General features: G+C 62.5%; 31 protein-coding genes. 24 read left to right on the top strand and 7 right to left on the bottom strand.

Annotation, left to right across the window (positions count from 1 at the left end):
- The first annotated feature begins 340 nt into the window (after positions 1 to 340).
- The 3 genes from EN869_RS34500 to EN869_RS20645 all read left to right on the top strand — a co-directional run bounded on the left by EN869_RS34500 (position 341) and on the right by EN869_RS20645 (position 4399).
- The gene (locus tag EN869_RS34500) at positions 341 to 3109 is read left to right on the top strand and encodes a hypothetical protein (RefSeq protein WP_189341239.1); all 2769 of its coding nucleotides are present in this window, start codon (positions 341 to 343) and stop codon (positions 3107 to 3109) included.
- Complete coding sequence (locus tag EN869_RS20650) at positions 3109 to 3729, top strand: T6SS immunity protein Tdi1 domain-containing protein (RefSeq protein ID WP_127227259.1); 621 nt, start codon at positions 3109 to 3111, stop codon at positions 3727 to 3729. The genes EN869_RS34500 and EN869_RS20650 overlap by 1 nt, the downstream gene beginning before the upstream one ends.
- A 232-nt stretch (positions 3730 to 3961) precedes the next feature.
- Positions 3962 to 4399 (top strand): SMI1/KNR4 family protein, encoded by a 438-nt coding sequence (locus tag EN869_RS20645; RefSeq protein WP_245489431.1) that lies wholly within the window; start codon positions 3962 to 3964, stop codon positions 4397 to 4399.
- 418 nt (positions 4400 to 4817) lie between these two features.
- Here the strand turns inward: EN869_RS20645 and EN869_RS20635 are convergent, their stop codons facing one another.
- Positions 4818 to 5135: a YMGG-like glycine zipper-containing protein gene (locus tag EN869_RS20635; protein ID WP_127227260.1), complete on the bottom strand. Its 318-nt coding sequence runs from the start codon at positions 5133 to 5135 to the stop codon at positions 4818 to 4820.
- 360 nt (positions 5136 to 5495) lie between these two features.
- On the opposite strand from EN869_RS20635, the gene EN869_RS20625 reads away from it, so the two are divergent.
- The 13 genes from EN869_RS20625 (at position 5496) to EN869_RS20570 (ending at position 19160) form a co-directional block, all read left to right on the top strand.
- On the top strand, positions 5496 to 6068 hold the full coding sequence (locus tag EN869_RS20625) for a hypothetical protein (protein WP_127227262.1): 573 nt from the start codon (positions 5496 to 5498) through the stop codon (positions 6066 to 6068).
- Positions 6069 to 6269: 201 nt separating this feature from the next.
- Positions 6270 to 7175: a hypothetical protein gene (locus EN869_RS20620; RefSeq protein ID WP_127227544.1), complete on the top strand. Its 906-nt coding sequence runs from the start codon at positions 6270 to 6272 to the stop codon at positions 7173 to 7175.
- 39 nt (positions 7176 to 7214) lie between these two features.
- A complete protein-coding gene (locus tag EN869_RS20615; protein WP_073987568.1) occupies positions 7215 to 8204 on the top strand; it encodes a Coat protein in 990 nt (329 codons plus the stop codon).
- A 284-nt stretch (positions 8205 to 8488) separates the two neighbouring features.
- On the top strand, positions 8489 to 9088 hold the full coding sequence (locus EN869_RS20610) for a hypothetical protein (protein ID WP_127227263.1): 600 nt from the start codon (positions 8489 to 8491) through the stop codon (positions 9086 to 9088).
- The gene (locus tag EN869_RS20605) at positions 9088 to 11568 is read left to right on the top strand and encodes a hypothetical protein (protein ID WP_127227264.1); all 2481 of its coding nucleotides are present in this window, start codon (positions 9088 to 9090) and stop codon (positions 11566 to 11568) included. Before EN869_RS20610 ends, EN869_RS20605 begins: the two co-directional genes overlap by 1 nt.
- 91 nt (positions 11569 to 11659) lie before the next feature.
- Positions 11660 to 12301 (top strand): hypothetical protein, encoded by a 642-nt coding sequence (locus tag EN869_RS20600; protein ID WP_127227265.1) that lies wholly within the window; start codon positions 11660 to 11662, stop codon positions 12299 to 12301.
- A 3-nt stretch (positions 12302 to 12304) separates the two neighbouring features.
- Positions 12305 to 12826 (top strand): hypothetical protein, encoded by a 522-nt coding sequence (locus tag EN869_RS20595; RefSeq protein WP_127227266.1) that lies wholly within the window; start codon positions 12305 to 12307, stop codon positions 12824 to 12826.
- A gap of 1 nt (position 12827) precedes the next feature.
- Positions 12828 to 13646, top strand: coding sequence for a hypothetical protein (locus tag EN869_RS20590; protein WP_189342939.1), 819 nt, complete (start codon positions 12828 to 12830; stop codon positions 13644 to 13646).
- A 44-nt stretch (positions 13647 to 13690) separates the two neighbouring features.
- Positions 13691 to 15451 (top strand): hypothetical protein, encoded by a 1761-nt coding sequence (locus EN869_RS20585; RefSeq protein ID WP_127227267.1) that lies wholly within the window; start codon positions 13691 to 13693, stop codon positions 15449 to 15451.
- 199 nt (positions 15452 to 15650) lie between these two features.
- Positions 15651 to 15836: a hypothetical protein gene (locus tag EN869_RS20580; RefSeq protein WP_127227268.1), complete on the top strand. Its 186-nt coding sequence runs from the start codon at positions 15651 to 15653 to the stop codon at positions 15834 to 15836.
- 117 nt (positions 15837 to 15953) lie between these two features.
- The gene (locus EN869_RS34490; RefSeq protein ID WP_167507060.1) at positions 15954 to 16100 is read left to right on the top strand and encodes a hypothetical protein; all 147 of its coding nucleotides are present in this window, start codon (positions 15954 to 15956) and stop codon (positions 16098 to 16100) included.
- Positions 16101 to 16276: 176 nt separating this feature from the next.
- The gene (locus EN869_RS20575) at positions 16277 to 18238 is read left to right on the top strand and encodes a hypothetical protein (RefSeq protein WP_127227269.1); all 1962 of its coding nucleotides are present in this window, start codon (positions 16277 to 16279) and stop codon (positions 18236 to 18238) included.
- Between the two features lie 85 nt (positions 18239 to 18323).
- Complete coding sequence (locus EN869_RS20570; RefSeq protein ID WP_127227270.1) at positions 18324 to 19160, top strand: LamG-like jellyroll fold domain-containing protein; 837 nt, start codon at positions 18324 to 18326, stop codon at positions 19158 to 19160.
- 7 nt (positions 19161 to 19167) lie between these two features.
- Here EN869_RS20570 and EN869_RS20565 read toward each other — a convergent pair whose 3' ends face one another.
- Positions 19168 to 19869 (bottom strand): polysaccharide deacetylase family protein, encoded by a 702-nt coding sequence (locus tag EN869_RS20565; protein ID WP_167507059.1) that lies wholly within the window; start codon positions 19867 to 19869, stop codon positions 19168 to 19170.
- Between the two features lie 323 nt (positions 19870 to 20192).
- On the opposite strand from EN869_RS20565, the gene EN869_RS20560 reads away from it, so the two are divergent.
- From EN869_RS20560 to msrA, 7 genes are all read left to right on the top strand, one after another.
- A complete protein-coding gene (locus tag EN869_RS20560; RefSeq protein WP_127227272.1) occupies positions 20193 to 20939 on the top strand; it encodes a glycosyl hydrolase 108 family protein in 747 nt (248 codons plus the stop codon).
- Positions 20936 to 21139, top strand: coding sequence for a hypothetical protein (locus EN869_RS20555; protein WP_127227273.1), 204 nt, complete (start codon positions 20936 to 20938; stop codon positions 21137 to 21139). The genes EN869_RS20560 and EN869_RS20555 overlap by 4 nt, the downstream gene beginning before the upstream one ends.
- Positions 21140 to 21248: 109 nt before the next feature.
- Positions 21249 to 21488, top strand: coding sequence for an ABC transporter permease (locus EN869_RS20550; RefSeq protein ID WP_127227274.1), 240 nt, complete (start codon positions 21249 to 21251; stop codon positions 21486 to 21488).
- Positions 21473 to 21667 carry a hypothetical protein gene (locus EN869_RS20545; protein ID WP_127227275.1) on the top strand — a complete coding sequence of 65 codons (195 nt, stop codon included), beginning with the start codon at positions 21473 to 21475 and terminating at the stop codon, positions 21665 to 21667. Before EN869_RS20550 ends, EN869_RS20545 begins: the two co-directional genes overlap by 16 nt.
- Entirely contained in the window at positions 21667 to 21990 is a 324-nt protein-coding gene (locus tag EN869_RS20540) for a hypothetical protein (protein ID WP_127227545.1), read from the top strand. Before EN869_RS20545 ends, EN869_RS20540 begins: the two co-directional genes overlap by 1 nt.
- Positions 21991 to 22131: 141 nt before the next feature.
- Positions 22132 to 22332, top strand: a complete 201-nt coding sequence (locus EN869_RS20535; RefSeq protein WP_127227276.1) for a hypothetical protein — start codon at positions 22132 to 22134, stop codon at positions 22330 to 22332.
- 165 nt (positions 22333 to 22497) lie between these two features.
- On the top strand, positions 22498 to 23019 hold the full coding sequence (msrA, locus tag EN869_RS20530; RefSeq protein WP_127227277.1) for a peptide-methionine (S)-S-oxide reductase MsrA: 522 nt from the start codon (positions 22498 to 22500) through the stop codon (positions 23017 to 23019).
- A gap of 205 nt (positions 23020 to 23224) precedes the next feature.
- Here msrA and EN869_RS34485 read toward each other — a convergent pair whose 3' ends face one another.
- Positions 23225 to 23401 (bottom strand): hypothetical protein, encoded by a 177-nt coding sequence (locus EN869_RS34485; protein ID WP_167498612.1) that lies wholly within the window; start codon positions 23399 to 23401, stop codon positions 23225 to 23227.
- Positions 23402 to 23587: 186 nt separating this feature from the next.
- Between EN869_RS34485 and EN869_RS20525 the strand changes: the two genes are divergently transcribed.
- A complete protein-coding gene (locus tag EN869_RS20525; RefSeq protein ID WP_127227278.1) occupies positions 23588 to 23857 on the top strand; it encodes a hypothetical protein in 270 nt (89 codons plus the stop codon).
- A gap of 17 nt (positions 23858 to 23874) precedes the next feature.
- On the opposite strand, the gene EN869_RS20520 is transcribed toward EN869_RS20525, so the two are convergent.
- The 4 genes from EN869_RS20520 to EN869_RS20505 form a co-directional block, all read right to left on the bottom strand.
- Positions 23875 to 24384, bottom strand: coding sequence for a PAS domain-containing protein (locus EN869_RS20520; RefSeq protein ID WP_167498613.1), 510 nt, complete (start codon positions 24382 to 24384; stop codon positions 23875 to 23877).
- Between the two features lie 555 nt (positions 24385 to 24939).
- Positions 24940 to 25368 carry a GFA family protein gene (locus tag EN869_RS20515; protein ID WP_167498631.1) on the bottom strand — a complete coding sequence of 143 codons (429 nt, stop codon included), beginning with the start codon at positions 25366 to 25368 and terminating at the stop codon, positions 24940 to 24942.
- Positions 25369 to 25575: 207 nt separating this feature from the next.
- Entirely contained in the window at positions 25576 to 25869 is a 294-nt protein-coding gene (locus EN869_RS20510; protein WP_127227546.1) for a hypothetical protein, read from the bottom strand.
- A gap of 46 nt (positions 25870 to 25915) precedes the next feature.
- Positions 25916 to 26083, bottom strand: coding sequence for a Thivi_2564 family membrane protein (locus tag EN869_RS20505; RefSeq protein ID WP_127227281.1), 168 nt, complete (start codon positions 26081 to 26083; stop codon positions 25916 to 25918).
- Positions 26084 to 26172 lie beyond the last annotated feature (89 nt).

Raw genomic sequence — 26172 nt, 5'->3', positions numbered from 1 at the left:
TTGCGGCGATCATCATCACGATCAGGTCGCCAAGCCGATGCGTGGCGTTGCCAGCGCGCGGATCGGGCAGCGCGCCGAAATAGCTCTCAAGGCTCGAAATGGCAGTCTCTCCTCAATTCGACTGCCTCTCAAGCCAACTTCAAGTCCCAAAAACCCATATGCGATTCCCCTGCCCACGAGGGGGAGATCAGCTGTCGCGTGCGCTGCGCCTAACGACCAACTTACTCCCTCCACCACTTTCCAGCCGAACCCTCACCATCCGCACCGCCGAACCGGCCGCCATCCACTGCGGCCCGTCGCCGCGCGCGTCTTCCAAAATCGCCGAGCAGGAAACAGCCAAATGGTCCACATCATCCCCCTGTTCGTCGGCGAGCGCCGGCTCGATACCGGCAATGCGGTGCAATATCCGGACTCCTCGCCGGTCGGCGAGGCGATGCAGCAATTCGGCGACCGGTGGCAGGCCGCGGCCGAGCGCTACGAGCAGCGCAAGGCGCAGCAGCAGGCCTTCGACACCGAGATCGCCGCGCGCCGGCTGAACGGCGAACTCGCCAAGGCCGAGGCCGATGCCGTGGCCAATTCGCCCGCCGACGGCGCCGGCCTGCACGATGCCATGTATGGCCAGGTCGATCCATACACCGGCCAGGTGGTGAAGACCGGCCTGTTCGACACGCTGTTCGGCAATTTCCTGAAGCAGCTGCCGCCCGAGGTCCGCCCCGGCCTTGTGGCGCGCAAGGAGGCGCTTCGCGCGGTCGGCGGGCGGCGCATGGCGGCGCAGCAAAATCAGCGCCGCAAGCAATATGAGCAGGACCAGGTGGCGGAGGTTCACACCGCCGTACTCAGCAACGTCGCGCAAAGCGACCCGAACGACACCGCCGCCTTCGACGCCTCCCGGCAGGCCGGCCTCGATCTCATCGCCAAGATGGACCTTGACCCGCGAGCCAAGGCGCTGGCCGAAGCCGACTGGCTCGCCCGTACGGCGAAAGAGCGCATGCAAGCGCTGATCGCGCAGGACCCGCGCCGCGCCGCCGAGATGCTGAGCGCCGGCCCGGTGGCCAGCGACGGCATGGGCGAGACGGTGCGGGCGCAGCTTGGTGCTGTGGCTCGGGACGAAAAAGCTGCGGTAAATGGCCAAAAAACGCCGGATGAGACGGTGGCGCAAGCGTTCGGCGAACGCCCGTGGCCGGGCAGCGACGCAGCTATACCGCTCGATGCCATCACCTACCTGAAACCCGGCGATATCGCTGCGCTGAAGGCTCAGGCCAACAACGCCACCGCGGCCCAGATGGTCGGTGCCAATGCGCGGGTCATGCTTGCCGAGCAGACCGCGCCGTCCGTCATCGCGGCCACCGGCAAATATCCCGAGGAAGAACCAACCGCGCAGGACTTCGTCCAAGTCTACGGCGCCGACCTGGGCCCAGAACGATTCAAACTATTCCGGATCAACACAGGCATCGGCAAAGCCTATTCCGACATGCATGCGGCGTCGAACCAGGCGATCCGTGCCGAGCTCCTGCACTCCAGGCCCAGGCCCGGCAGTTCACCGGAAGCGCGCGACCGCTACGACATCAAGGTCGGCGCCGCCCAGTTGATCATGGCCGCCCGCGCCGCCGATCCTGTCGCTTACGTCAGTGAGGTGTTTCGCGGCGATGCTCCGGACTGGAGCAAGGTCAAAACGCCCGAGGAATTACAGGCTGCCGTCAACTGGGTGGGAGCAGCCCAGCAGCAGCTGGGTTTCGATAAAAGATTGCCGCTGCCTTGGGATTTTGCCGACCGGCAGGCTGCGGAATACATCGACCCGAGCAAGCCATTCAACGAGCGTCTTGCCGAGTTGAGTTCGCTTGTCCTTGCGGTTCGTGACCCGGCCGCACGCGGGGCAATGGCCCGGCAGGTTTCCTTGGCCGCGGAAGCCAGGTTGCGTGCACAAGCGGCCCAAGATCCCAGCATCACACCAGAGGCGTTGGACAGTCAGATCACCAAGCTGAAAGGCGAGATGGATTGGATCGGGGAACATCCGGCCCGAGCCCAATACAGCACCATGTCGTGGTGGCTGCAGCAACCTGTCACTGCGTTTAGCGATATCGGCAGGACCATTGCCAAGGGCGCGACCGCCGGGGGCGCGGACAGTCTTGTCGCTGGGCTGGCCACCTCAGGATCGGGCGAGAGCTACGAGCAGCGTCTGGCCCGAGAGCAGGCTGAAACGGAGGATGCAGAGGACCGTGCCGGCTGGGCCGGTTGGGTTGCGGAAGGTCTCGGGGCTGGCTTGGCAGGCTATGGCCTCGCCAGAGGCCTGTACAGCGCTCTTGGTGGGGTCGGGGTCAGCGTCGCGACTGAAGGTAGCGGTTTGGCTGGCCTCGGTACTCGAACCGCAGTGGAGGGCGTCGCCGGCGGCGCTTATGGTGGGGCATACGCCTACAATACCGGTGAGAGCGTCCCCTGGGGTGTCATCAATGGCGCTTTTGGGAATGCTGGCGGCAATGCCTTTGCTGAGGGTCTCAGCGCGGTTGGCAGGCAGATTGCCGCAAAGTTATTTGGCGGTGCCGCTTCGGACACGATCGGAGGTGGCTCAAACGCCTACTCTTCCTCCAGGATAGCCGATCCGCCCGTAGGCCAGCAGCTTGTTGGTGAGGAGGCGGCCGCCGCGGATGGCCTTTCTGCCCAGCAGCCATCAAACCCACCAACCCCGGAAGGTGCACCGAATCGACCGACCGCAGAGGTTAACCCAGGCTCAGCGACGGAACGCGGCCTAACCAATGAAGGTTCTGGCGGCCAAGATCTACATCTGACCTATATGTCTCACTGGACCGCGGCGCAGCGAGCGGCAGCTGATCTAAAGGTAAAAATATTGACGGAGGCCGCCACCGTGGTTAGCCATGCGGTCCGCGCTGGGAAATCGGCTAGGAGAATCTTCAAGGACGCCAGTTTGTTCATTCCACTCGGCAGCGATATCGATCATATGATTGACCTGCAGCTGGGAGGCCTTCACGCTCTGTCTAATTTCATGCCGTTGGATGCGAGTGTAAATCGAAGTTTAGGCGCACAGATTTGGAATCAAATAAAAGACTTACCCATCGGAACCGTAATTAATAAGGTCACAATTGGAGAGCGATAGTGTTCGAAAAATTCCGACAGAGCTTCGCAATCGATAGCAGGGTAGCTGAGGATCCAGGAATGGCCAGCCCAGCCACCGGGATCGCCAGCTTGAACGAGCTCTTGCGCGATTTCGGAGGGAGCTCTTTCAAGCAAGGCCTGTACCGCATCATCCGTGGGCAGGATATTCCGGTCTGGAACGCCAGGATAAACTTGGGATTTCCGGAGACCAATGGGCGGGTCGCTTGCTTTGGTTACGACTGGCAAGGCTCAGCGTTCGCGATCGACAATCAGAGGCTGGAGCAGGGTCAGCCTGGTGTCGTCCTGTTCGAGCCGGGTACCGCCAAGGCTCTCGAAATACCAGCCAACATCGAGACTTTCCATGAAGCACTGGTGATTGAGAATCCCGATGCAGCGTTGGCTGCGAACATATATGCAGAGGACTGGTTGCCGAGTGGCGGGGCACAGCCAGCCTATGACCAATGCGTCGGCTACAAAAAGCCGCTTTTCCTCGGCGGCGAAGACGACATTTCCAACATGGAAATAACGGACCTGGAAGTGTACTGGCACATCATGGGGCAGGTCATAGCCAAGGTAAAAGGTCTGCCGCCGGGCACGCCCGTGAACCTCAAGGGTGGCTGAGACGCCGACGAGTTTACTCTGTAGTTCGATCCAGCGATGTAGTTTGGGGCGCTTGGAAGTACGCGGCCGCCTTCGTTGGAGGTAGGCCATTGATGTTTGCGGTCACCCCTCTCACGACATGGATGGACATACGTGATCGGTCAACGTCGATGCAACTCCCGCCAATGCGGAAATGCTGGCTGGCCGTCTCAAATTCCTCGATGAGAGGATTTTACCGGAGCTTCATTGAGCGATGTCGGCCAACTTGGCTGGGGTCAGTTTCGATTTAGTGAGGATAGCAGTGAGATATATCTTAACCGAGGGACGGTTGGACGCGCCTGCTGATTCCGCAATCGTCGATGGACTGTCTGCACGCTTGGGAATCGAGCTACCTAGAGACTACACCGACTTCCTCAAAGAGCATAATGGGGGCGAAGGTTTTGTTCACGATAACTACATTGTTTTCTTTAAGGCTGAAGAATTGGCCGATTTCAACCGAGAATATGAAGTCGAAAAATATGCGCCAGGCATCCTCTTGTTCGCCTCGAGCGGCGGAGGTGAAGGCTATGGCTTTGACACTGAAGATCCAGCCATGCCAATCGTACGTGTCCCATTCATAGGTATGGATCGGGAATCCGCTGAGACAATAGCGCGTGACCTTGCCGATCTATTTTCTTGGTTGGCGGAATGAATATGAGCGATCAAAATGGATATTCGCGCCCCAAAGGTATGGAATTGTTTGAGATTACACCTGTCATCGTTGGAGGTGATCCAGTCAGTCTGGATAACAAGATCTGGGTGACCAGGTAAGAGCATTTTGAACTGGTGCGCTTTTGGAATCGAACTATCGGGGATTTGCGTAAGGCGGCGCGAGCGGAAGAGTAGGCGGCATGAGGCTTCCGATGTCCTCACCAAGCTGATTTATCAGCCGCAGGCGTCGACAAGATTTAGGGGCACCATTCCCGGTGCGCTCATTCTAGATGCGCCCATAGATGGGCTACGGATTGAGCGCTCGACAGCGCCAGCGTTTCAAACCCTGGCGCTGCCCCTCATCTGCCCCTGCGGGCACCTTCTCCCCGTGAAACGGGGAGAAGGCAAAGCCGATACGATCAATAATCGCCGTTGTAATACCGGTCGTCGCAGGGCGCGGTGTAGATGCGGCCATATCGATCCTGGTAACGGCAGAGCTGCTGCCCGCGGCGCTGCGGCGTGGTGGCCGACCCGACGACGGCGCCGAGCAGCGCGCCGCTCGCGGCACCGATCACCGTGCTCTTGGTGTTGCCGCCGATCGCCTGGCCGACCAGCGCGCCGCCGGCGCCGCCGATCAGCGCGCCGGTGGTGGCCCGCTGCTGGCCTTCGGTCTGCGTCTCGCAGCCGGCAAGGGCCGCGGTCATGAGCACGGCCAGAATGGCCTTCTTGATGATCATCACTAGAACTCCTCTGAAGCCCCAGGGACTGACGACGGGGGCGAACGAAGCTGAACTGCGGTCGCATTACGGCGGAACGGCGGCGGAGCGGCTCACGAAGTGAATCACGGTTTCGCGGCGGTTGAACGCCATGGTTTCCAAACCGGAAAGACCACGCGAACAATGGTTTAGCCCCGCTGGCGGAATCAGCCGGCGAAGATGCCTAGGACCGCGTCGATAACCTGCATGCAGCAGGCCGATCAGCGCCAGGACTTCCGCCGCCGCCGCGGGCGGTCGTTGTCCGGAGTCCAATTGGCCTTCCTCCGCCACGCGAACCACGCCTCACCCCCAGAAAATTCCCCCCAGGAATGGAGAAACGACATGACCCGAGGACTTCCCCGGACCCTTGCCCGCGCCGCTGCCCGCGAGGCCGGCCTTGCGCCGCCCAAGCTCGGCCTCAAGGCCGTGACCAGCGGGCAGGGCGGTTCCTACCGCACCGTCTTCACCTTCGCCGGCATGCAGGTGCCGGTAACCGATGCGCTCGCCTATGCGAGCCAGAAGATTTTCGATTTCACCGACGGCAAGGTGCGCATCAAGGGCGGAACGGCCAGGCTGCAGTTCGCGGTGCTGACCACGCGCGCTTCCACCATCAACGACAACGCCGCGCTCACCTGGTCGCTGGGCTCCGCCGCGGCGTCGAGCGCCACGCTCGCCGGCACCATGGTCAATGTGCTGGCCTCCACCGCCCGCACGCTGGACGGCACGGGCGCCGCGCTGTCTTCCGCCTCCACCGCCGACATTGCCGCCGCCTTGACGCTCGACGGCACGGCGACGCCGGTCGACCTCTATCTTAACCTGGCCTTCGCCACCGGCACGGATATCGACGCCGATGGCACGATCGCGGTGACCGGCACGATCACGCTGCTGTGGGAGAACTGGGGCGATAACGCGTAGGCGCTGACGCTCTCCCTTCTACCCTTGTGGGAGAAGGTGGCCGAGCGAAGCTCGGTCGGATGAGGGGTGCTCCAGCTTGGCGCATACTTCGATCCAAATCACCAACCTCTCATTCCTTCCAACACCCCTCATCCGTCTCGGCGCTGCGCGCCGATCCACCTTCTCCCACAGGGGGAGAAGGAGAAGAAAGGAACACATCTCATGACAGATCTGGCAGAGGCCGGGTCCGTGGCTTCGCGGCCGGCGGGCAACCTGGCGACGCCTCCGGCTTCCGGGGACAACGGGTCCGCCCCGGCGGCCGGCAGAAGTTGGTTTGACGGTCTTTCCGAAGGCAACCGCAAGCTCGCTGAAGCCAAGGGCTGGACCAAGGCCGAAAGCCTCGACCGGGTTTTCACATCCTATGCGGAACTGGAGCGCCAGCAGGGCGAAAGCCTGCGCGTTCCGTCAAAAGACGCGCCGAAGGAGGAATGGGACAGGTTCCATTCCAGATTGCCGGAGGCGATGCGTCCGCTGACTTCGGCCGAAAAGGTCGAGTACCGGCGGCCCGACAACCTGCCGGAAAACTTCGCCTATTCGGACGAGCTCGCCAATGCCTCGAAAGCCTGGGCGGTCGAAGCGGGCGCCAGCCCGAAGATCGCGCAGGCCTATCACGACCGCTTTGTGGGCTACATGGCCGAGCAGGCTGCGCAGCAGCAGGCGGCGCTGTCGCGCTCGGTCGAGGCCACGCATGACGAGCTGGTGCGCGACTGGGGGCCGACCGACAGCGATGGCTTTCGCCAGAAGCTCGAGGTCGCCAACCGGGCGATGAAGAAGCTCGGCCTGGTCGACGCCTACAAGCAGAAGGGCATCCTTCTGCCCGATGGCGCGCTGACCGATCCGCAGATCGCCCGCGCCTTCCATGCGATCGGCGAGGCGATGTTCCGCGAAGACACGATCGACGCCGACGGAGCGCCCAGGGGCCAAAACCCCTTCCGCCGCAACGCCGCCGGCGAGCGCAACATCTCGGCCATTTCCGCCCTTGTCAAAGCCGACCCCCAACGCGCCCGGCGGCTCGCCAGGGATGCGGGCGAAAACCCGGATCTCTGGATGCCCAACAACCCGCTCTAGCCGCCGGCCCCATCTCACCAACCTCAAAGGAAAGACCAAATGGCAGACGCCTATACCCGCATCGCGGACGCGATCGTTCCGTCCGTCTATGCCCAGTACTCGTTCGAGGAGCATGTCCAGTCCCTCGAAATTTTTCAGGCCGGCATCCTGTTTTCCGATCCGGCGATTTCCTCGAAACTGTCGATGGGCGGCCGCTCCGTCGACATGCCCGGCTGGAAGGATCTCGGCAACGATCCGTCCGAGCCGGTCAATGACGATCCGGCCGACTCGATCGAGATGAAGAAGATCGGCTCGCGCCGCGAGGTCGCCGCCCGCAATGTGCGGGCCCAGGCCTGGGGCGTTCCGGATCTCACCGCGATCCTGGCCGGTGACGACCCGCAGAAGCTGATCGTGCGCCGCCAGACCGAATACTGGCAGCGCGCCAACAAGCTGACCCTGCTCGGCATCCTCAAGGGCGTGCTGGCCGACAATGTCGCCAATGACGGCGGCGACCTGGTGCGCACCACCGGCGCCTCGATCGTCGACACCGACATCATCGAGGCGGCCTACCTCATGGGTGATCGCGCGGACAAGTTCCGTACCATCTGGATGCATTCCAAGCAGATGAAGGCGCTGAAGCTCGCCGACCTCATCGACTATGTGCCGTCCTCGGAGCAGGGCGGGCCGCTGATCCCCTATTACATGGGGCTGCGCTGCGTGGTCGACGACGACATCCCGCAGGCGGCGGGCGTCTACACGGCCTTCATGTTCAAGGACAAGGCGATCCTGTGGAACGAGCTGCCGGTCAATTCCGAAGGCGGCCCGCTGGAGTTCGACCGCAAGCCGCGCCAGGGCCATGGCGGCGGCGTCACCGAAATGGTCGGCCGTCGGCATTTCGTCGCGCATGTTCCCGGCACGCGCTTCCTCGACGCCTCGACCGTCGGCGAGTTCGCCACCGACGCCGAGCTCGCGCTGGCGGTGAACTGGGACCGCACGGCCTCAAGCGTGAAGAACATGAGCTTCATCGCGCTGAAGACGACCGAGGCGTAACGGCTTACTTGTGAAGGCGGGGCAGAAGTGCCCCGCCTCTTTCTAGGGCAGCGTTCCTTCGCGCCCCCCTCTGTCCTGCCGGACATCTCCCCCACGAGGGGGGAGATGAGATGTCGCGCCGGTTTCGCCAATCGTCAAAGTCGTCGCAGGAAGTGCGCCAGCGGCCACGCTGCCAATCTCCCCCCAGTGGGGGAGATGTCCGGCAGGACAGAGGGGGGCGCCGTAGAGCGCCACTCTTGGCGATTTGCGCGTCCAAGCTTCACCCCCACACGGATCACCGACCCATGGCCATCACCCCGCTCGACATCGCCAACATGGCGCTGGCCGTTCTCGACGAAGCGCCGATCGACAGCCTCGACCAGGACGTCAAGGCGGCGCGCCTGCTCAATCTTCACCTCGACCTCACCCGCGAGGGCGAGCTCGCCAAGCATGCCTGGGTTTTCGCCATCCTCTCGGCGCAGGTTGCGGGCGCCGATACCGGCTCCGGCGATTGCACGCTGAACTATGTCTACGAATTGCCGGCCGACTGCATTCGCCCGCTGCCGCTGACCGCCAATGGCGAGCCCGACGGCCAGCCGATCTCCTGGCGCCAGGAGGCGGGGCTGATCTATTCCGACCAGGCCGGGCCGCTGACCATCCGCTACCTCGCCAATCTCACCGACCCCAACGACTGGGACGCGCTGTTCACCGAAGTGCTGGTCGCGGCGCTGGCGATCAAGATCGCGCATCCGCTGACCCACAAGGCCGGCATGATCGACATCGCGCGCGCCGCCTATGACCGCGCGCTCGACGCCGCCTTCAGCGCCAACGCCATCCAGCGTGGCGGCCGGCTCTATACCGGCGCCTGGGCGGCGCAGCGCGGCGATTTCCGGAGTCTTCGTTAATGACAGCGCTCTATCCGGTTCAGGACGTCTTCACCCGCGGCGAGATTTCGCCCAGGCTCCATTCGCGCGCTTCGCTCGACCTCTATCGCGGGTCACTGGCGAAATGCGAGAACTTCCTCACGCTGCCGCATGGCGGCATCCGCAAGCGGGGCGGCACCTACTTCGTCGGCGAGGTCAAGGCGTCCGCGAAGAAGACCAGGCTCATCCCGTTCATCTTCTCCTCCGAGCAAGCCTACTGCCTGGAATTCGGCGATCAGTATATCCGCGTCTATGCCTATGGCGCGCGCGTCGGCTCGGTGGAGATCGCCTCGCCATACCTCGAGGCGGATCTCTTCGAGCTCGCCTATGTCCAGTCGGCGGACCAGATGTGGATTACCCATCGCAACTACCTGCCCAAGGTGCTGACGCGCGCCGCGCACGCGACGTGGACGCTGGCTGACTTCGAATTCCTCGACGGCCCCTACGATCCGATCAACGACACGGCGACCACGCTGACGCCCTCCGACACCGGACATCTGACGCCGAAGATGACATCGAACACCGCGCCTACGGGGACCGCCTCGAACGGGGGCGGCACGGCCGATGCCTACAGGATGTTCAACCGGTCGCTGATCGAGGACGTGACCGTCGACAGCGGCTCATCCGGCTTTATCCGCTACAGGAACGCCGGCGGCGTCAGGCGTATCGTCGATGCGTACTGGATCGCGACGTCGAACACGATCGATCCCAGCAACAACGCCAACAATGCCGACCAGTTCACCGCCTGGGAGTTGCAGGGCTCCAACGACGGCGTGAACTGGACGACGCTGGACTCAAGGACCGGCGAGATCGGCTGGTCGAACAGCGAGAAGCGCTTCTACGAATTCACCAACAAGTCGGCCTATGAGTATCACCAGCTCTCGTTCACCGGCGGCGGCGGCGCCGACGCCGCTCCAAGCCGGTCGGCCGAGCTTGCCCTGCACATGGCCGCCTCCGACCAGACGCCGTTCGACCTCACCGCATCCGGCACCGCCGGCATCAACGACGGCGCCGGGTTCCAGTCCACGGATGTCGGCCGCGCGATCCGGCTGCTCGGTTCCGACGGCGTCTGGCGCTGGGCCAGGATCACCGACTACGCCAGCGCCACGGTGGTCAAGATCGTGCTCTATGCCCATGCGCTTCCGAACACCAACCCGATCGTGCGCTGGCGGCTCGGCACCTTCGTACCGGGCAGATATGTCGAGAGCAGTTCGCTGTTCGAGGAACGGCTTGCCTTCAGCCGCAGGTTTTCCGTCTATGCCTCGGCCACGGGCGACTTCGACAATTTCACCCTCGGCGAAAAGGACGACGACGCGCTGGAATTCGTCCAGGCCGGCGGCGGGCAGGCAAACGACATCGTCTGGATCGCCGATTCCGACGGCGCGCTGCTGATCGGCACCTCGGGCGGCATCAGGGCGCTGTCCGGTTCCGGCATCGATGAGGCGCTGACGCCGTCCTCCTTCAAGAACCGCCGCTCGCGCACCTTCGGCTGCGCCCGCATCCGCCCCGTCGATGCCGGCCAGTCTTTCCTTTACGTGACGCGCTCGCGCCGGGCGATCGCCGAGCTCACCCAGGTCCAGGCGAACAAGTTCACCTCCGACGACATCGGCCAGGTGTCCGAGCATATCCCCAAGAAGGGCGTGGTCGAGATCGCCTACCAGACCGACCCTGATCCCATCCTTTGGTTCCCGCTCGATGATGGCGAGCTCGGCGGCTACACGCACCAGCCGAGCCAGGACGTGCGCGGCATGCACCGCCACCGGTTCGGCGGCGCCGCCACTGGCCTGGAATGGGCCGCCGTGGAAAGTGCTGTGGTCACGCCCGGCCAGAACGGCGTCGACGATATCTGGCTGGTCGTCAGGCGCACCATCGGCGGCGTCACCAGACGCTACATCGAGGTGATGCAGACGCCCTTCGAATATGGCGCGCTGGAAGACGCCTTCCAGGTCGATTGCGGGCTGAGCTATTCTGGAGCGCCCGTGAACGTCGTCTCCGGCCTCGGCCATCTCAATGGCGAGACGGTCGATGTGCTCGCCGACGGCAAGGTCTTTCGCGGATTGACGGTCGCCTCCGGCCAGGTGGCCCTGCCCGCCGGAGCAACCGCCGCCAAATGGCAGGTCGGGCTTCCGTTCCAGGCCCAGGCCGACACTTTGGAACTGGATGTCGGCGGCCAGGACGGCTCGCTGATCGGCCGCCGCAAGAAGGTGGCGAAGCTGATCCTGTCGTTGCTCGAAACCGACACCACGGGGCTTCAGGTGCAGTCCTTCATGCGCGGCCGCTGGGAAGCCGTGCGTATGCCCTCCATCGTCGCGCCCGACGGCAAGGCGAAACTCTATACCGGCAATGTTGATGTGCCGATCGACGACAGCTGGGAAGGACAGGGCAGGGTGCGCATCCGCCACGTCAACCCGACGCCCTGCACGATCCGGGCATTCACGCCTGTGTTCGACGCGGAGCCGTAGCGCCTACGCTAAAGCCGCCAATCTCCCCCTCGCGGGGGCAAGATTGGCAGCTCCGTCGTCCCAATCATCCCTCCATGGAAGGACCCACAACATGACACCCCATGCCGAAGCTCTCGGCAGGGCGCGGACGGCTGCGGATTTGGCCGCCGTCATCGCCTTGCTCGACACCGATCTCTCGGAAGCCGTCGCCAGCCGCCAGGGCCTGAAGCAAGCGGAAGACCGCGCCATTCTCGGCGATGGCGATCTCGCCGCCGCGCGCGCCGCGCTCGACGACTGCAATGACAGGGTCGCGGTGCTGGAACGAACAATCGCCGCCGTCGGCGACCGCCGCGCCGCTGTCGCGGAAAGCGAAGCCCGCGCGGACATCGAGGCGCTGTCCACGGAGATCGAAGGCAAGGCAGCGCTTCTCGGTTCCCGCTGGCGCGCCGCGTACCGGCTGATCGAGGAACTGCGCGAGGAACTGTTCGAGGCCGACGCGCTGTCGCGCGCCATCGCCGCCGCCAACGGCCTGTTCGACGCCGCCGGGCTGCCGCGCTTGAAAGTAAGCCTCGCCGCCACCCGCCGCGCCGCCATGGCCGGCCCGCGCGCGGCCGCGCCCGCTCGCCTCAGCCGCGCCGGCCTAGCGGCTGACCGGCAGCTCCTATCCCTCATCGGCACCGGCGGCGCGCTCGACCCGCGCCCGGCGCTCCGCGCGCCCGTTGCCGGCGCGACCAAGAAACCCAAGCGAGGCTGAACCATGTGCACATTGGCTCTTCTTGGACTGGCAGGCACGGCCGTGTCGGTCGGCGGCGCCCTGATGCAGGGTGCCCAGCAGCAGCAATTGGCCAATTACCAAGCCAAGGCCTACGAGCAGCAGGCGCAGGCGGATGCGCAAAGCGCCGCCTTCGAGCAGAGACAGGAGCGCCATAAGCAGGACTTGCTCGAAGCCGAGGCGCGCGCCCAGGCGGGCGCTTCCGGAGTCGGCATAGCCGGCTCGCCGACCGAAGTTCTGGCGGCGAACGCCCGGCAGGGTCAGGTCGACCTCGATGCCACTCTGTACAATTCGCAGCTGCGCCAGAACAACCTCAACACCCAGGCCGCCATCTCGCGCTTCCAGGGCAAGCAGGCGATGACGGCCTCGATCTTCAAGGCCGGCAGTGGCCTCATCGATGGTTTGTCGGGCCTCTACGATCCGGCTAGGTCCGTGACCTTTGGCGGGTCGTCGCTCTCGCCTCGGGCGAGCCGGGCCATCATCGGCGGCTACACCGGGCTCTATTGATATGGTTCACATCATTCCGCTTTTTGTCGGCGAGCGCCGGCTCGATACCGGCAATGCGGTGCAATATCCGGACTCCTCGCCGGTCGGCGAAGCGATGCAGCAACTCGGCGACAGGTGGCAGGCCGCCGCCGAGCGCTACGAGCAGCGCAAGGCGCAGCAGCAGGCTTTCGACACCGAGATCGCCGCGCGCCGGCTGAACGGCGAACTCGCCAAGGCCGAGGCCGAGACGGCGGCCAACGCGCCCGCCGACGGCGCCGGCCTGCACGACACCATGTATGGCCAGGTCGATCCGTACACCGGTCAGGTGGTGAAGACCGGCCTGTTCGACACGCTGTTCGGCAATTTCCTGAAGCAGATGCCGCCCGAGCTGCGCCCAGGTCTTGCCAGCCGCAAGGAAGCGCTGCGGGAGGCGGGTTCGGTGCGCTTGGCGCTTCAGCAAAATCAGCGCCGCAAGCAATATGAGCAGGATCAGGTAGCGGAGGTCCACACCGCCGAACTCAACAACATCGCGCAAAGCGACCCGAACGACACCGCTGCCTTCGACGCCTCTCGACAGATCGGCCTCGAACTCCTCGCCAAGATAGATCTCGATCCGCAGATCAGGCAGCAGGCCGAAGCCGACTGGCGCGCCAGCACCGCAAAGGCGCGCATGCAAGCGCTGATCGCGCAGGATCCGCGCCGTGCCGCCGAGATGCTGAGCGCCGGACCGGTGGCCAGCGACGGCATGGGCGAGACGGTGCGGGCGCAGCTTGGTGCGTCGCCAGGGGCCAGGCGGCGGCAAAAGGCGATTGGCGTCGCAACAAGACCCCGGATGAGGTGATAGCTCAGGCTTTCAGGGATGACGTTCCGGAGCAGGAATGGCACATGGTCCGCCGACAGGCCGATGCTGCCAACCTTGCGCTGAAGATCAAGATCGGCGCTGCCATAGGTCGCGCCGAAGCAGAGGCGCCTGACGAGATCGAACGTACAGGCAGCTACTCCGGCCAGATACCGGGCGAGGATGCCTACAAGATCGTCTACGGCCCGGACGAGGGACCAAAGCGCCGGCAAGGTCTCGATTGGCAGATCGATGTCCGCAAGAATATGTTCGACATGCGGACTATGTCGAACCAGGCTATCAATGCCGCCCTCAACGATGCCGCTTCGGAGACCGGCGGATCACAGAAAAGCAATCCGCAGCGCTTGTCGACCGCCGTTGCGGCAATGCGGGTCCTCACCAGAAGGCGAACCGATGCCTGGGGCGCCGCCGCGGATGCGGTTCCAGCCATCGCTGCGGCTTGGAAGGCTGCCATTGGCGGCGGCCTCGAGGACCCCAACGGCTACAACAAGGAAGCTTACGACAAAGCGATAGCGATGGCTCTCGCCGCGCAGGAAAGACTGGGCATCGAGAACCCCCAGCTTGTGCCGCAGGACGTCATTCAGGAACTCGCAGGCAGTCAGAACAGCCGCAGCCTGTATCAGCAGGAGAAGAACGCCAAGACAACCGCGCTGCTTGCCGGAACGCTAGGGCCTGCCCGGGCTGCCGTGGGCAGGCAGTTGGCCGCGGCCGGCCTGGGTTGGATCATGCCGGTAGCGTCTGGCTATCAACGGCCGTCGACGGGTTCAATATTTGCATCGGAAGCCAAAGCGCTCGGCAAGGTAGTTGCAAATGCAGGGATAGCAGCCAGCAACGCAAAAGATTGGGCTGCCTACCGCATGTCTGGAGGAGCGGTCAGTCCTCCGGAATACAAGGATTACTACAGGCCAGCGAACGCTGTTGAAGACCTGATGATGCAACAGGGATCTGATGCAGCTGCCTGGGGCTTGGGTGAGGGTGCTCCGAAAGCAATAGCGCGTGCGACCGAGTTGGTTGGCCCCAGGGCGACAGCGCAAGCAGAACGATCCATTGCCGGCAAATCCTTCGCAAGTTCGGAGGTGGCGGATAACCCGACTTCGCAAGCCGCTTCCCGCCCGGTTGCTGCCGAGAAGGCTGGGGAAGTGCGCCCCGCCGCTGGAGAGGGCACAGCCACAGCTTCGCCGCCGAAGCGAAAGCCGGATTTCTTCCGGCAACCAACTTCGTCACTTGATGATCTCTATGCCGTGGCACCCAAATGGCAGGCAGATCTTGAGGGAGCGGGTCAGCAAATCGCAGATCAGGTCGGCGCGAAATTCGTGACGAACGGCGCGAAGCAGAGAGAGACGGCATACGAAAAGATTGGCCGTAATGAATACAAAGATGCGTCCAGGCTGATCGACATTGTCAGGATCAGCTTCGTGGTCAAAAACCCGGCGCAAGCCGACGAGATCGCGGCCTTGCTTGCGCAGCGCTACAAAGTTCGTGACGGAAAGTGGCATGGCAAAATGGATAGCGCCTACTTTGATCGGAAGGTGACGGTGCGCTTCGATGACGGTACTTTGGGCGAGGTGCAGATGTTGGAGCCCAATATGTATAAGGCAAAGGCCGAGCTTGGAGGTCAGGCAAAATATACGCGCAGACGAAACCTGTATGAAGAAGATCCTGAATACCTTGATCTTTTGTCGCAGGAAGCCGCTCTTTACTCCGACGCACGTCGTAATGCCGATTCAATTTGGGCCGAGGTGCTGGCGAATTTGAAGGGTGGTGCCGCGTCGCCGAAATCTCAATAGACTAGTCCCAAATCCCGCTCGTCGAGCAGCTAACTTAGGGCACTAGGCCTTATCAGGGGCCTGCCACATATGCGAGTAGTCTATGCTACATGACAAGCTGAAGGAGTGAAGTGTGAGACAAGAATCAGACAATCGTCCGCCAGGTTTCGTTGATTGGGACAACCGGCCTGCCATTATTGGCAAAGGAGGTGCGTACGCTATGCTGGAGCCCAATTCTCCCTGGGTTCGCGTCAGTGCCGCAAGTGTCGGAAGTGATGGCGACCTGCTCGACGAAGAGGAGTGGCGCCAGCGCTTTGAAGAGGAGTTTGGCAAACTCGACCCGCCCTTGGAACTGGCCAGCACGCGGTCAAATGTTCCGTGGCATTGGCGAGACAGCAAGAAGTGAGGGCGCTGGGAGACAATCGACCACCAAACTTCGTCGATTGGGAGAACCGCCCTGCTATAATTGGTGTGGGAGGCGCCTATGCGATGCTTGAGCCGAACTCCGATCCGGGTCAGTGCCGTGGACGTTGCAAACAACGCCAATGTGCTAGATGAGCAGGAATGGCGTCACCAGTTCAAGGAGGAGTTTGGCGACCTCAAGCCGCCACTGGAGCTTGCCAACACACGATCCAATGTCCTGTGGCACTGGCGAGATGGCAAGAAATGAGAAAATTGTGGTGACACTGCACCATTTTCCCCACCGTCGTTTCGTCGTGGGCCGGCGCATGCGGCTGCGGTGGCTTCGCTCGCGTCCGAATCGAGACTGACCGCCCTCAGCCCGCGCACTGACCCCAAAACCTTCCAAGCCTCGCTTTCGCGGGGCTTTTTTTATGGAGCAGCCTTATGGCCCGACCTGCAACTGCCGCCGTTCGCCTGTTGACCGGCGAGCGCGAACCCGTGCGCCTGGCGACGACCGCGAACATCACCCTTTACGGCCTCCAGACCATCGACAGCGTGCTGACGCAAGTCGGCGACCGCGTGCTGGTCAAGGACCAGGCCGACCAGACCCAGAACGGCATCTACACCGCGAGCGAGGGCCAGTGGTTTCGCGCCGCCGACGCCCGCACTGCGCGCACCCTGCAAAAGGGCACGACCGTGCATGTGCAGGAGGGGGCCGTCTCGGCCGATCGCGTCTATGCGTTCGAGACGCTGGATCCGGAGATCGGCGCCGACCCGATCACGCTCAGCTTCTATCTCTCGCAGGACACGCTCGGCGATGCCGTGAATGCCGCCAATGCCGCGGCCGCGAGCGCGGCGGCCGCGGTGACCTCCAAGAACGCCGCCGCGACCAGCGCCACCAACGCGGCGGGTTCGGCGACAGCAGCGGCCGGCTCCGCCACCGCCGCGTCCACTTCCGCCGCCAATGCCGCGACCAGCGCCACCAATGCCGGCAATTCGGCGACGGCAGCGGCCGGTTCCGCTTCCACGGCAGCCGGTTCGGCAACCAGCGCCGGCGGCTCGGCAAGCGCTGCCGCCGGCTCGGCTTCCGCCGCCTCGAGCTCGGCCACCGCCGCCTCCGGCTCAGCCACCAGCGCCGCGACCTCGGCCACCAACGCGGCGGCAAGCGCCGTCGCTGCCGCCAATGCCGTGGCAGCGCTTGGCTACACTTTTTCCACCGGCACCGCCGATGCCGACCCCGGCAACGGCACGCTGCGGCTGAACAATGCCAGCGCCGCCTCCGCCACCGCGGCTTATATCGACAACCTCGATTCCAGCGGCGCCACGGTGAGCGGCATCCTGGATACGTTCGACGACAGCACCAACACCATCAAGGGCCAGCTCACGCTGCGCTCCAAGGCGTCAGCCGCAATCGCCTATGTCTACAACGTCACCGGCTCGGTGGTGGACGGAACGGGCTATCGAAAACTGACGCTGGCCTATGTCAGCGGCGCAGGCACCTTGCCGACCACAGCTGACGGCATCTGGCTGATCTTCACCCACGCCGGCGACAAGGGCGCGGATGGCGCCGGCGCGGGCGACTTCACCGGCCCGGCCTCATCGGCGACCGACAACATCGTGACCTTCGCCGGTACCACGGGCAAGGCCGGCAAGGACAGCGGCGTGGCCGTGGGGAGCTTGGTCGCCGGGCCAGCCTCGGCCGCGACCGACAATATCGCCACGTTCAACGGCACGACCGGGAAGCTGGTGAAGGATAGTGGCGTGGCGGTGGGGAGCTTGGCACCGAAAGCGAGCCCAGCTTTCATCGGCACGCCGACTGCGCCTACGGCGGCCGCAGGGACCAATTCAACCCAGATCGCGACGACCGCCTACGTGGACACCACTTTCGCACCTAAGGCCAATCCGACCTTTACCGGAATGCCGGCTGCACCGACTGCGGCACCAGGCACCAACACTACGCAGATCGCCACCACCGGATTCGTGAAGGCATCGATCGACGTGGTGCTAGGCGGTGTTTCAGCGGCGTTTGATACGCTGTCGGAAATTGCGGCGGCGATGCTGCTGAAGGCGGCTGATAATTTGGGCGTGACTGCGGGATTTACCACAGTCGCTGTCGACGACGGTACGAAGTCGAGTGGTACCTACACGCCAGCGCCGACCGGTGGGAATTATCGAAAGATCACGAATAACGGGGCATTCACGCTTGCTGCACCGACGACTGCCAATAGCTACAACATAGAGATCGACATCACGAACGGCGCGTCGGCCGGGGCAATCACCTTCTCAGGTTTGGCGGCTAACTTCCCTAAGGGCGACTCGCTTACGACGGTGAGTGGCCACAAGTTCAAATTGCATATCAGCAAGACCGATGCTGGCGTGACAGCTTTCATCGAGGCCCTCCAATGAGCATCGCCACCACCATCGGCAATAAGCTCAGGCTACATATCAGCAAGAACGATACCGACGTCACTGCCTAAATGAAGGTGCCGTAATGATCTACAGCATGCCGGAATATCACCCGCGCATCGGACCGATTGAAAGCTTGATCGGATCCATTTCGCGAAAAGGGCTGTCGAACGGGCTGAAACTCTGTCTCGATATCGGCGATTCTGTTTCTTACCCGTTCGGGTCCGGTCAAACGTGGTTCGATCGCAGCGGCAACGCCGTTGATTTCTTCCGTGGCGCATCCAGCTCTGTGCAGACCAGCGATCCGACCCCGAACGGCTCGGCGGGTGACTTCTCGAAAAACACATATTGGAGCTTCGACGGTGGAGACTATTTCCAGGCCAACACCGCCGCTTCGGGCTATTCGGCGGCTCTCGCTGGGTGGATCAGCAACATCCACAAGGACGGGGCCAAGTTCACGTTCTTCGCTTGGTTTTACCCGGCGGTGACCGGCACCTTTTGTATGTTGGGCACCTCGGGGGCGCAGGCGGCGGCAGACCGTGGCTTTCAATGGTGGTCATTCACCGGCAACAACAATATGGGATTTGCCCTCAAACATGGCTTTGGTGGCGTCGGCGATGCCAATCAATTCACGATAGGCGCGTGGAATTGTGTGGCCTTAAGCATTGACGAGGCACTCGGCACCAATAACGCAACCTTTTTCTCTAATGGTGCATTCAGCATTCAGAATTGCGATTACGTTGGCTCCGACACTGGCAACGCAACGAACACCATTATGGTGGGCGGTACCGGCAACACGGGCGATCTTCGCGGCCTAACGAACGGTTCGCGTCTTTCACAAATCGCAGTCTGGGAGGGTGTCGCGCTGACGCAAGCGCAAATTGGGGTACTCTACGACGCGACAAAGACCCGCTTTAAGTAGGCGGTGTTCAAGCCTGGGGTACGAGGTGCACTATAGTGAACCCTTTCGTCTTTAAATAGGCAAGTAGGGTAGGCAGAATAGTGACTGTGCGTGCATGTATATCATGCAAAAGAACAACGCCCGAGCCGCGTCGAAGTATCCGTCTTATGGCTTGGCGGTAAAGCAGTTGCGGCGACAGGAACTCTTTGCTGTCGCCGATATTGATATCGGCATCGAGCACCACGATTTTTCGCCCGCTGAGTTCATTGCGCAGCAACGGCGTGCTGAGCAGGAAGGGGAAGCGGAAAAAGGGCGCGGCCCGAAATCGCTGCTGTTGCAGCGCCGCTGCCACATTTTCCCTGCCTGCGTCGATTTCTTTCCTCGCGCTTTTAGGGTCGAGTTCTTTCAAATTGAGATGGGTGTTGGTGTGGCTTCCGATTGTGTGTCCTCTTTCTGCGACCATTCGCACAAGGGCAGGATACGCCATGGCTTGCGCGCCAATCATCAAGAATGTTGCCTTGACGCCAGCGTCGTCCAGCGCGCGCAGAACGGCTTCGGTATGTTCTGGGATCGGCCCATCATCGAAGGTCAGTACTAACTCCCGATGTCTCAACCTAATGTCAGCAATACTACCGACCTCGATCGTGCGGCCGCCCAAAGCTTGTGCCGGTTTTGGCGGCATGACGACGTCCCAAAGCTGCCAGCAGCACCGATACGCGATGGAGAGCATAACAGTCTCCCGGTCATTGGACATAGATAGACTGAGGAAAGCGGCTATCCGGTCTTTTGGTCGACCACAAGGGCTCGTTTAGTCAGCAGCAGTAGGTCAGGCATCCTCAAACCTGTCGGGCTATAATCGCGGAGAATGTCCAATTTTCAAGCGGCCTGGACGTCAACCGATCGCTCAAATTCCCAAGAGACGTCCCACGGAGTGCAATTTCCAGCGGGCACCTGCACTCGTCCTGAAGTCAGAAGAATGTCTGTCTAGGTAGAGCACCAAATCCGCGCCGGCAAATTTTTCCTCCACAACAGACCAACTCCAATGAGGCCCCCATGGACCGCAATTTCGCGCGCGCCCTTTCGCTCGTCTTGAAGTCGGAAGGAGGCTGGTCGGACAACCACGCCGATCCCGGCGGCGCCACCATGAAAGGTGTCACGCTTGCCACCTTCCGCCGCTATGTCAAAGGCGATGCCAGCAAGGCCGAGCTTCGCGCCATCACCGATGCCCAGGTAGCCACGGTTTATCGGCGTTTCTATTGGGATGCCGTGGCCGGCGCGGAGCTTCCCGATGGCATCGATTATGCCGTCTTCGACTTTGCCGTGAACAGCGGGCCGGGCAGGGCGGCGAAATATCTGCAGGCGGTGCTCGGCGTCACGCAGGATGGCCGTATCGGTCCGGAGACGCTTGCGGCCGCGAGGGCAAAGCCGGCCGGCGTCATCATCGATGCGCTCTGCGACGCGCGGCTTGCCTTCTTGGAAAAGCTGCTGACCTGGCCGAATTTCGGCCGGGGCTGGAGCGCGCGCGTCGCCGCGGTGCGCAGGCAGGCGCTGCTGATGTCGGCCGCGCCGCAGCAGACGACGGCAGCCGGGCCGCCGGTGCAAGCTGCCGCCGATGGCGCAGCGCCCGCGGCATCGCCGGTCGGCGGATCGCCCGCCACGGCGCAGGCGCCCGCCGCACAGCCAGGATCCACGCGCGCCGGGGCAGCCGGCATCCTCGCTTTGATCGCCCTGGCGCTCGGCTCGCTCACCGCTTGGGCCACTTATCTTCCCTGCAATCTCTTCGGAGTGCTCTGCCAATGATTGCCGTCATTATCCGCATCGCGCTGCGCTATCTCGCCGCCGCCCTTGTCGCCCGCGGCTTGTTCGGCGCGGACGACGCATCCGCATTCTCATCCGACCCGGACATCCAAATGGCGATCGAGGCGGGCATCGGCTTCGCCATCGCTGGCGCAACGGAGTGGTGGCACTGCCTCGCCCGCAAATTCGGCTGGGAGCACTGACCATGGAAAACCTCAAAGCCGTTCTCACTGAGCTCATCGAGAGCGCCAGGCCATATGTGATCGTCGGCGTCTCCTGCTTCGTTGCCGGCCTTCTCATCGGAGCGCTGCTATGAGCGCGCTGCTTGCCTGGCTTCTCACCAATCCCACGGTGCTGGCGATCGGCGCCGGTCTCGTCGGCGCGCTCGGCTGGGGCTTTCACCAGCGCCTCGCCGGCGCACGGGCCGAACGAAACAAACAGGCCGAGGCAGAGACCGCGGCCCGCAATGTCGCCGACCAGGTCGACAACGACATTGGCGCCTTGCCGGCGGAAGCGCTCAGGAAGGAGCTGAAATCATGGGCAAGGGATTGATCGTCGCGGTGGCCGTCGCCGCGATTGCCGGCTGCACGACGGCCAAGGGCGGCTTTTGCGCGGTTGCCTCTCCCATGCGCCTTTCCGCCCAGACCGTCGAGGCGCTGTCGGACCGGGAGGCAAGGGCGCTGCTCGCGCACAACCGCAAGGGTGAAAAACTCTGCGGCTGGAGGCCATGATGCACGATATCTTCGATCTTCTGGGCATCAAGGGCCAGGTCGTGGCGGCGGGGCTTGCCGGCGGTGTGCTGCGGGCGCTGTCGCGCCATCGCTACAAGCTGCGCGAGATGATTGCCTCGCCCATCTGCGGCGCGTTGGCCGCCGCCTACCTGACATTGCCTGCCGTCGCCTGGGTTCAGGCAAGCGGTCTGCCGATCCCGGATGCCGCCGACGACACCACTACGCTTGCCGCCGCCTTCCTGATCGGCGTGTCGGCGATGTGGATTTCGGACATCGTGTTCGAGGTGGTGATCCGAAGGTTCAAATCGAAATCCGACGAGTGATCGAGGCGGAGTCGCGGTGGGCAGGTTTTTGAAATACTGATACAGGCGCAACGGCATTTTTCCCGAGAACTTCGTGAACCATTTCATGTTCACAAGCGACATATCGCTGCAAATGGACATTCATTGGACGGAGAACCTCAGATGACCAAAGTGCTTCGTAATACTCTTTTTGCCTTTATTGCCGCCGCTGCATTCGCCGGTTCGGCAATGGCCGAACAGCAAGGATGCGCCAACACTTCGTCGAACAAGCTTTGGAGCGGTCGCTGCTGCGGCCTCGGCGACGGGTCCTGCCTTGGCGGCGGCCACGATCACGACCACGGTGGCCGGGGCCGGCAGCGCTGATCACCGCAATTTCGAACACCCGCCGCGCACTTGTCGGCGGGTGTTCGCCTTCGGTGACCGACTAATCACGGTGCAATACGCCAAGCCTTGGCGCACGGCCACTCGAGCCGCTGGAAGTAGCCAGCCACAACGCCTATCTATGGAGCAATCCAAAGGAGGTATGACATGGCTTCATCCAGCGAACGCGCAGTCCTTGCCGGGGGCTGCTTCTGGGGCATGCAGGATTTGATCCGGCGCTTGCCCGGCGTGATCTCAACGCGAGTGGGCTACAGCGGCGGCGATGTCCCCAACGCCACCTACCGCAACCACGGCACCCACGCCGAGGCGATCGAGATCATCTTCGACCCGGCCAGGACTGATTTCCGCGCGCTGCTCGAATTCTTCTTCCAGATCCATGATCCGACGACGAAGAATCGCCAGGGCAACGATATCGGCATGAGTTATCGCTCGGCCATTTACTACACCAGCGAAGACCAGAAACGGATCGCCGAGGATACGATCGCCGACGTCGATGCGTCCGGCCTGTGGCCCGGCAAGGTCGTCACCGAACTCGCCCCGGTGGGCCCGTTCTGGGAAGCCGAGCCCGAGCACCAGGATTACCTCGAGCGCTATCCGAACGGCTACACCTGCCATTTCCCGCGGCCGGGGTGGAAACTTCCGGTCCGCCAGAAGGCCGCCGCATCATAAATCAGCGGCGAGGAACTGTCGGATAGCTCCGACGCTTGGGATCAAGATCCAGCCCGTCATGCCGAAGGCATGGCGGGCTTTTTTGCGTTCCTGGGCTGCCTCGGCGGCCAAAACGGTGCCGTTTCACGCAAACGAGGAAACCGCTCTATCCATTTGTTTTCACGGACGGAAAACTGCGACACGCTTCCCGCAATTGCCTTGCGCCTCAGCCCTTGGCGCGGCGGCCTTCGTGCTCGTGGCTGCCGATCCAGTGCGCGCGGATACGGTCGCTGGCTTCCAGGTAAGCCATATCGATGAGATATGTCAGGAGCTTCTCGCCGTCCGCTTCCGCCTTCTGGCGAAGCTCTCGCAAGATCCCCTGCGCAAACTGCAGGTTTTCCATTTTGCTAGGCTGGTCCATGGGTGCCCCCAAATGTCTGCGCGGTAAGTTTGGCTGACTATGCTTGTATGAAGATTGCGGCCCGGCTCGCGGTGAAGCTGTGCCCGGTTGCACTGCCGTCCGATCAACGAACCTGTTGGACATCACGCGGAAATGTCGATATTTTGCGCGCCCAATCGGACAGCGACCATGCACGAAGATGAGGGCAGCACTCCTGACAAGCTCCAAGCCATGCTTGACGTGATTACCAGGAGCGAGCCCTTGGGCGCGAGCGGGCAGGCCGATTTCGGCCGGTTGAGGGCCGATGCCGTCAAAGCGGCCGGCGTGCTGATTGAATTCTACGGCGATGCGGCCCTGGAGCGGGCCAAGCTTATCGAGTGCCGGTCGCCCCAGTCGCATTTCGCGCGCCTGGTCACGGCTGAAGTGGGCAGGCGCGGCAAGCTGCAACCTGGAAGCTGATCCGGAAACGGTTGGCTTCAGGACGATCTTCGCCTCCTAAGTCTTCCGTCAAGCCGCTGCTCGACCTCATCCTCGATATTGTCCAGAAGATAGGACAGCATGTCATGACCGATTGATCGCGCGATGTCCTTCGCCAGCCCGACATGATTGTGGATCTCGCGCAGCGCCTGCTCCTCGCAGGCGGCATCCTTCGTCAGATCGACGAACCAGCCAGGATAGAGCGCTGCCTCGCCCACCTCATCGACGTAACATCGGCCGACGGCCAGGATCTTGCGCAGCCCCATTTTTTCCGAGCGGACCCTGTAGACCTCCCGGAAGCTGGACCTGCGCTCTATCGCCTTGCGGATAGCCAATCGAACCCGTGGACGGTCGTCCCGGTCGATGCTTTGCATGCATCGTTCCAGCGACGCGCCATGCGAAAACTCATCGAGGGTCAGACCGAAATAGTCTGAAAGATTGGCGTCGCCATAGACGCGGTCACGCTTGATGTCCCAGGTCCAGAACCCGTCGATCGGTGGATACCGCATATGCATGTTTCGGCCGTGTTCAGGCGCCGACGTCATGAAAACCGCCCCGTCCGGTTTCAAGATTCCACAACACTATGTATCAAAAATTGAAAGAAACAAAGTTGGCCTTTTGTACAAGGACTGAAGTCATAAGCGTTACTGCTCGCGGCAATTTCGAGCGTCATATTCGATATAACCAGAAGGAAAATGGTTAAAAAAATTTCTTGAGCCGAAAGAATTTTCACTTTGGCGTTGCAACTGCAGTTTGGTACTTCACCTGGTAAGCACAGGGAAAGGCGGGCAACACAGTCTCAGAGGTTGTATTGCCGCCAGAAACATGGTTAAAATCCTTATATTTTCTAAATGGACAAACTCTATTTCGCCGCGTTGCAAATGCTAGCGGCAGCGGCATGGCCGGCAAACCGACCGCCGGTTGAAAAACGCGAAACCCCAAGAGAAACTCCGAGAAAAGTCCGCGCGGATCAATAGCCGGCCATCCGTTTCCCGGACATTGCGGGAGACTTTGTCAGACTGAAGGTCACAACCGTTCAGGCTTAAGTCCTGTTAGAGCCAGACCTAGGCCGACCTTTGCTGCGGCTCTCGACCGAGGTCAGCGCCGGCAGCCGAATCATCGGCGATCCGATCGTGTTCAAACTGCTGTGCTTCGGGCACGGCCTGCAACCAGGACTCGCGGCGTCCCGTCCAAAGCTCGTAGCCCGGCACCAGCCCTTCGGTCGGCGCAATGTCCAGGCTGCCGATCGGGACCTCGACCGCATCCTCGCCGACGACCGGAACCCGGCTCCCGCAGGTGGGGCAAAAGCTTCGGGCGCCATAGGTGCTGGTGATGCCGGTGGTTTCGAACGCGCGAAGCGGCCACACCGCATAGGCATGAAAAGCCGATCCGCTTGTCTTGCGGCAGTCCTTGCAGTGGCAAAGGCCGACCCGCAGCGGCTCGCCAGTAACCTGGAACTGCACGCCGCCACACAGGCAACTGCCGCTGCGCATGATCTCGTTGGGCACGACCGTTCCTCCTGCAGCCTGATCCGGCGCGGCAACGCCGCCGTCCGTTACAATTCGCCTGGGGTCGGAACGGTTCCGCGCCCCAATGCATGTCGCCCAAAAGTGCCTGGCGGTTTCGGGAGGACGATATGCATTACAATAAAGACCCCAAGCGCGTCGGCGCTACGCTTTTTTGGCTGTGCGTGGCATCGTTCAGTTGGGGAAATTCAGGACCGGCTCCTCGCATCTATAGAGGCGGCATTGGCCATCGCGGGTAGGAACCGGCATCGATACCGGCACCTCCGGCCAGTCGCATTCATTGCCGAACTGGCGCACGAAGCGGTCATAGGTGTTGGGTCCGGTGGTCAGCACCGCGGCGTGCCGGCTTCGAACGAGCGCCTGCGCTTGGGCGCAAGTCATGCCGCGCGTGTCCTGGCGGGCGGCGTGGGCAGCGCTCGCGGCGCACGCAACGACGCCGGCAACAAATGCGATCGACAAATATCTCATGGACACCAGGCCCTCTCGGTTTTCCGGTGTCGAATATGGATCGGCGCTAGAACATCGCAAGATATTTCAGCAACGAGATGATACCGATGATGATGACGATGATCTGCGCGATCTGTCGCGCGCGGGCATCGAGCGGCAGGCGCTGTACGAGATAGAGCACCAGGATCACCACCAGGAAGGTGATCAAGACGCCGATAAGTACCGACACGCCCATATGCCTGCCTCCTTGCCAGATCGCCTGGATAGGCATGTGCCAACGTGGCTGGCCGGGAGATGGTTCCGCGCGGGTCGGGCTCATCGGCT

The sequence above is a fragment of the Mesorhizobium sp. M2D.F.Ca.ET.226.01.1.1 genome, from assembly GCF_004022705.2.
Taxonomy (GTDB): Bacteria; Pseudomonadota; Alphaproteobacteria; order Rhizobiales; family Rhizobiaceae; genus Mesorhizobium.
The sequence above is the reverse complement of the archived record's forward strand: the minus strand, read 5'-3'. Positions and strand labels throughout refer to the sequence as shown.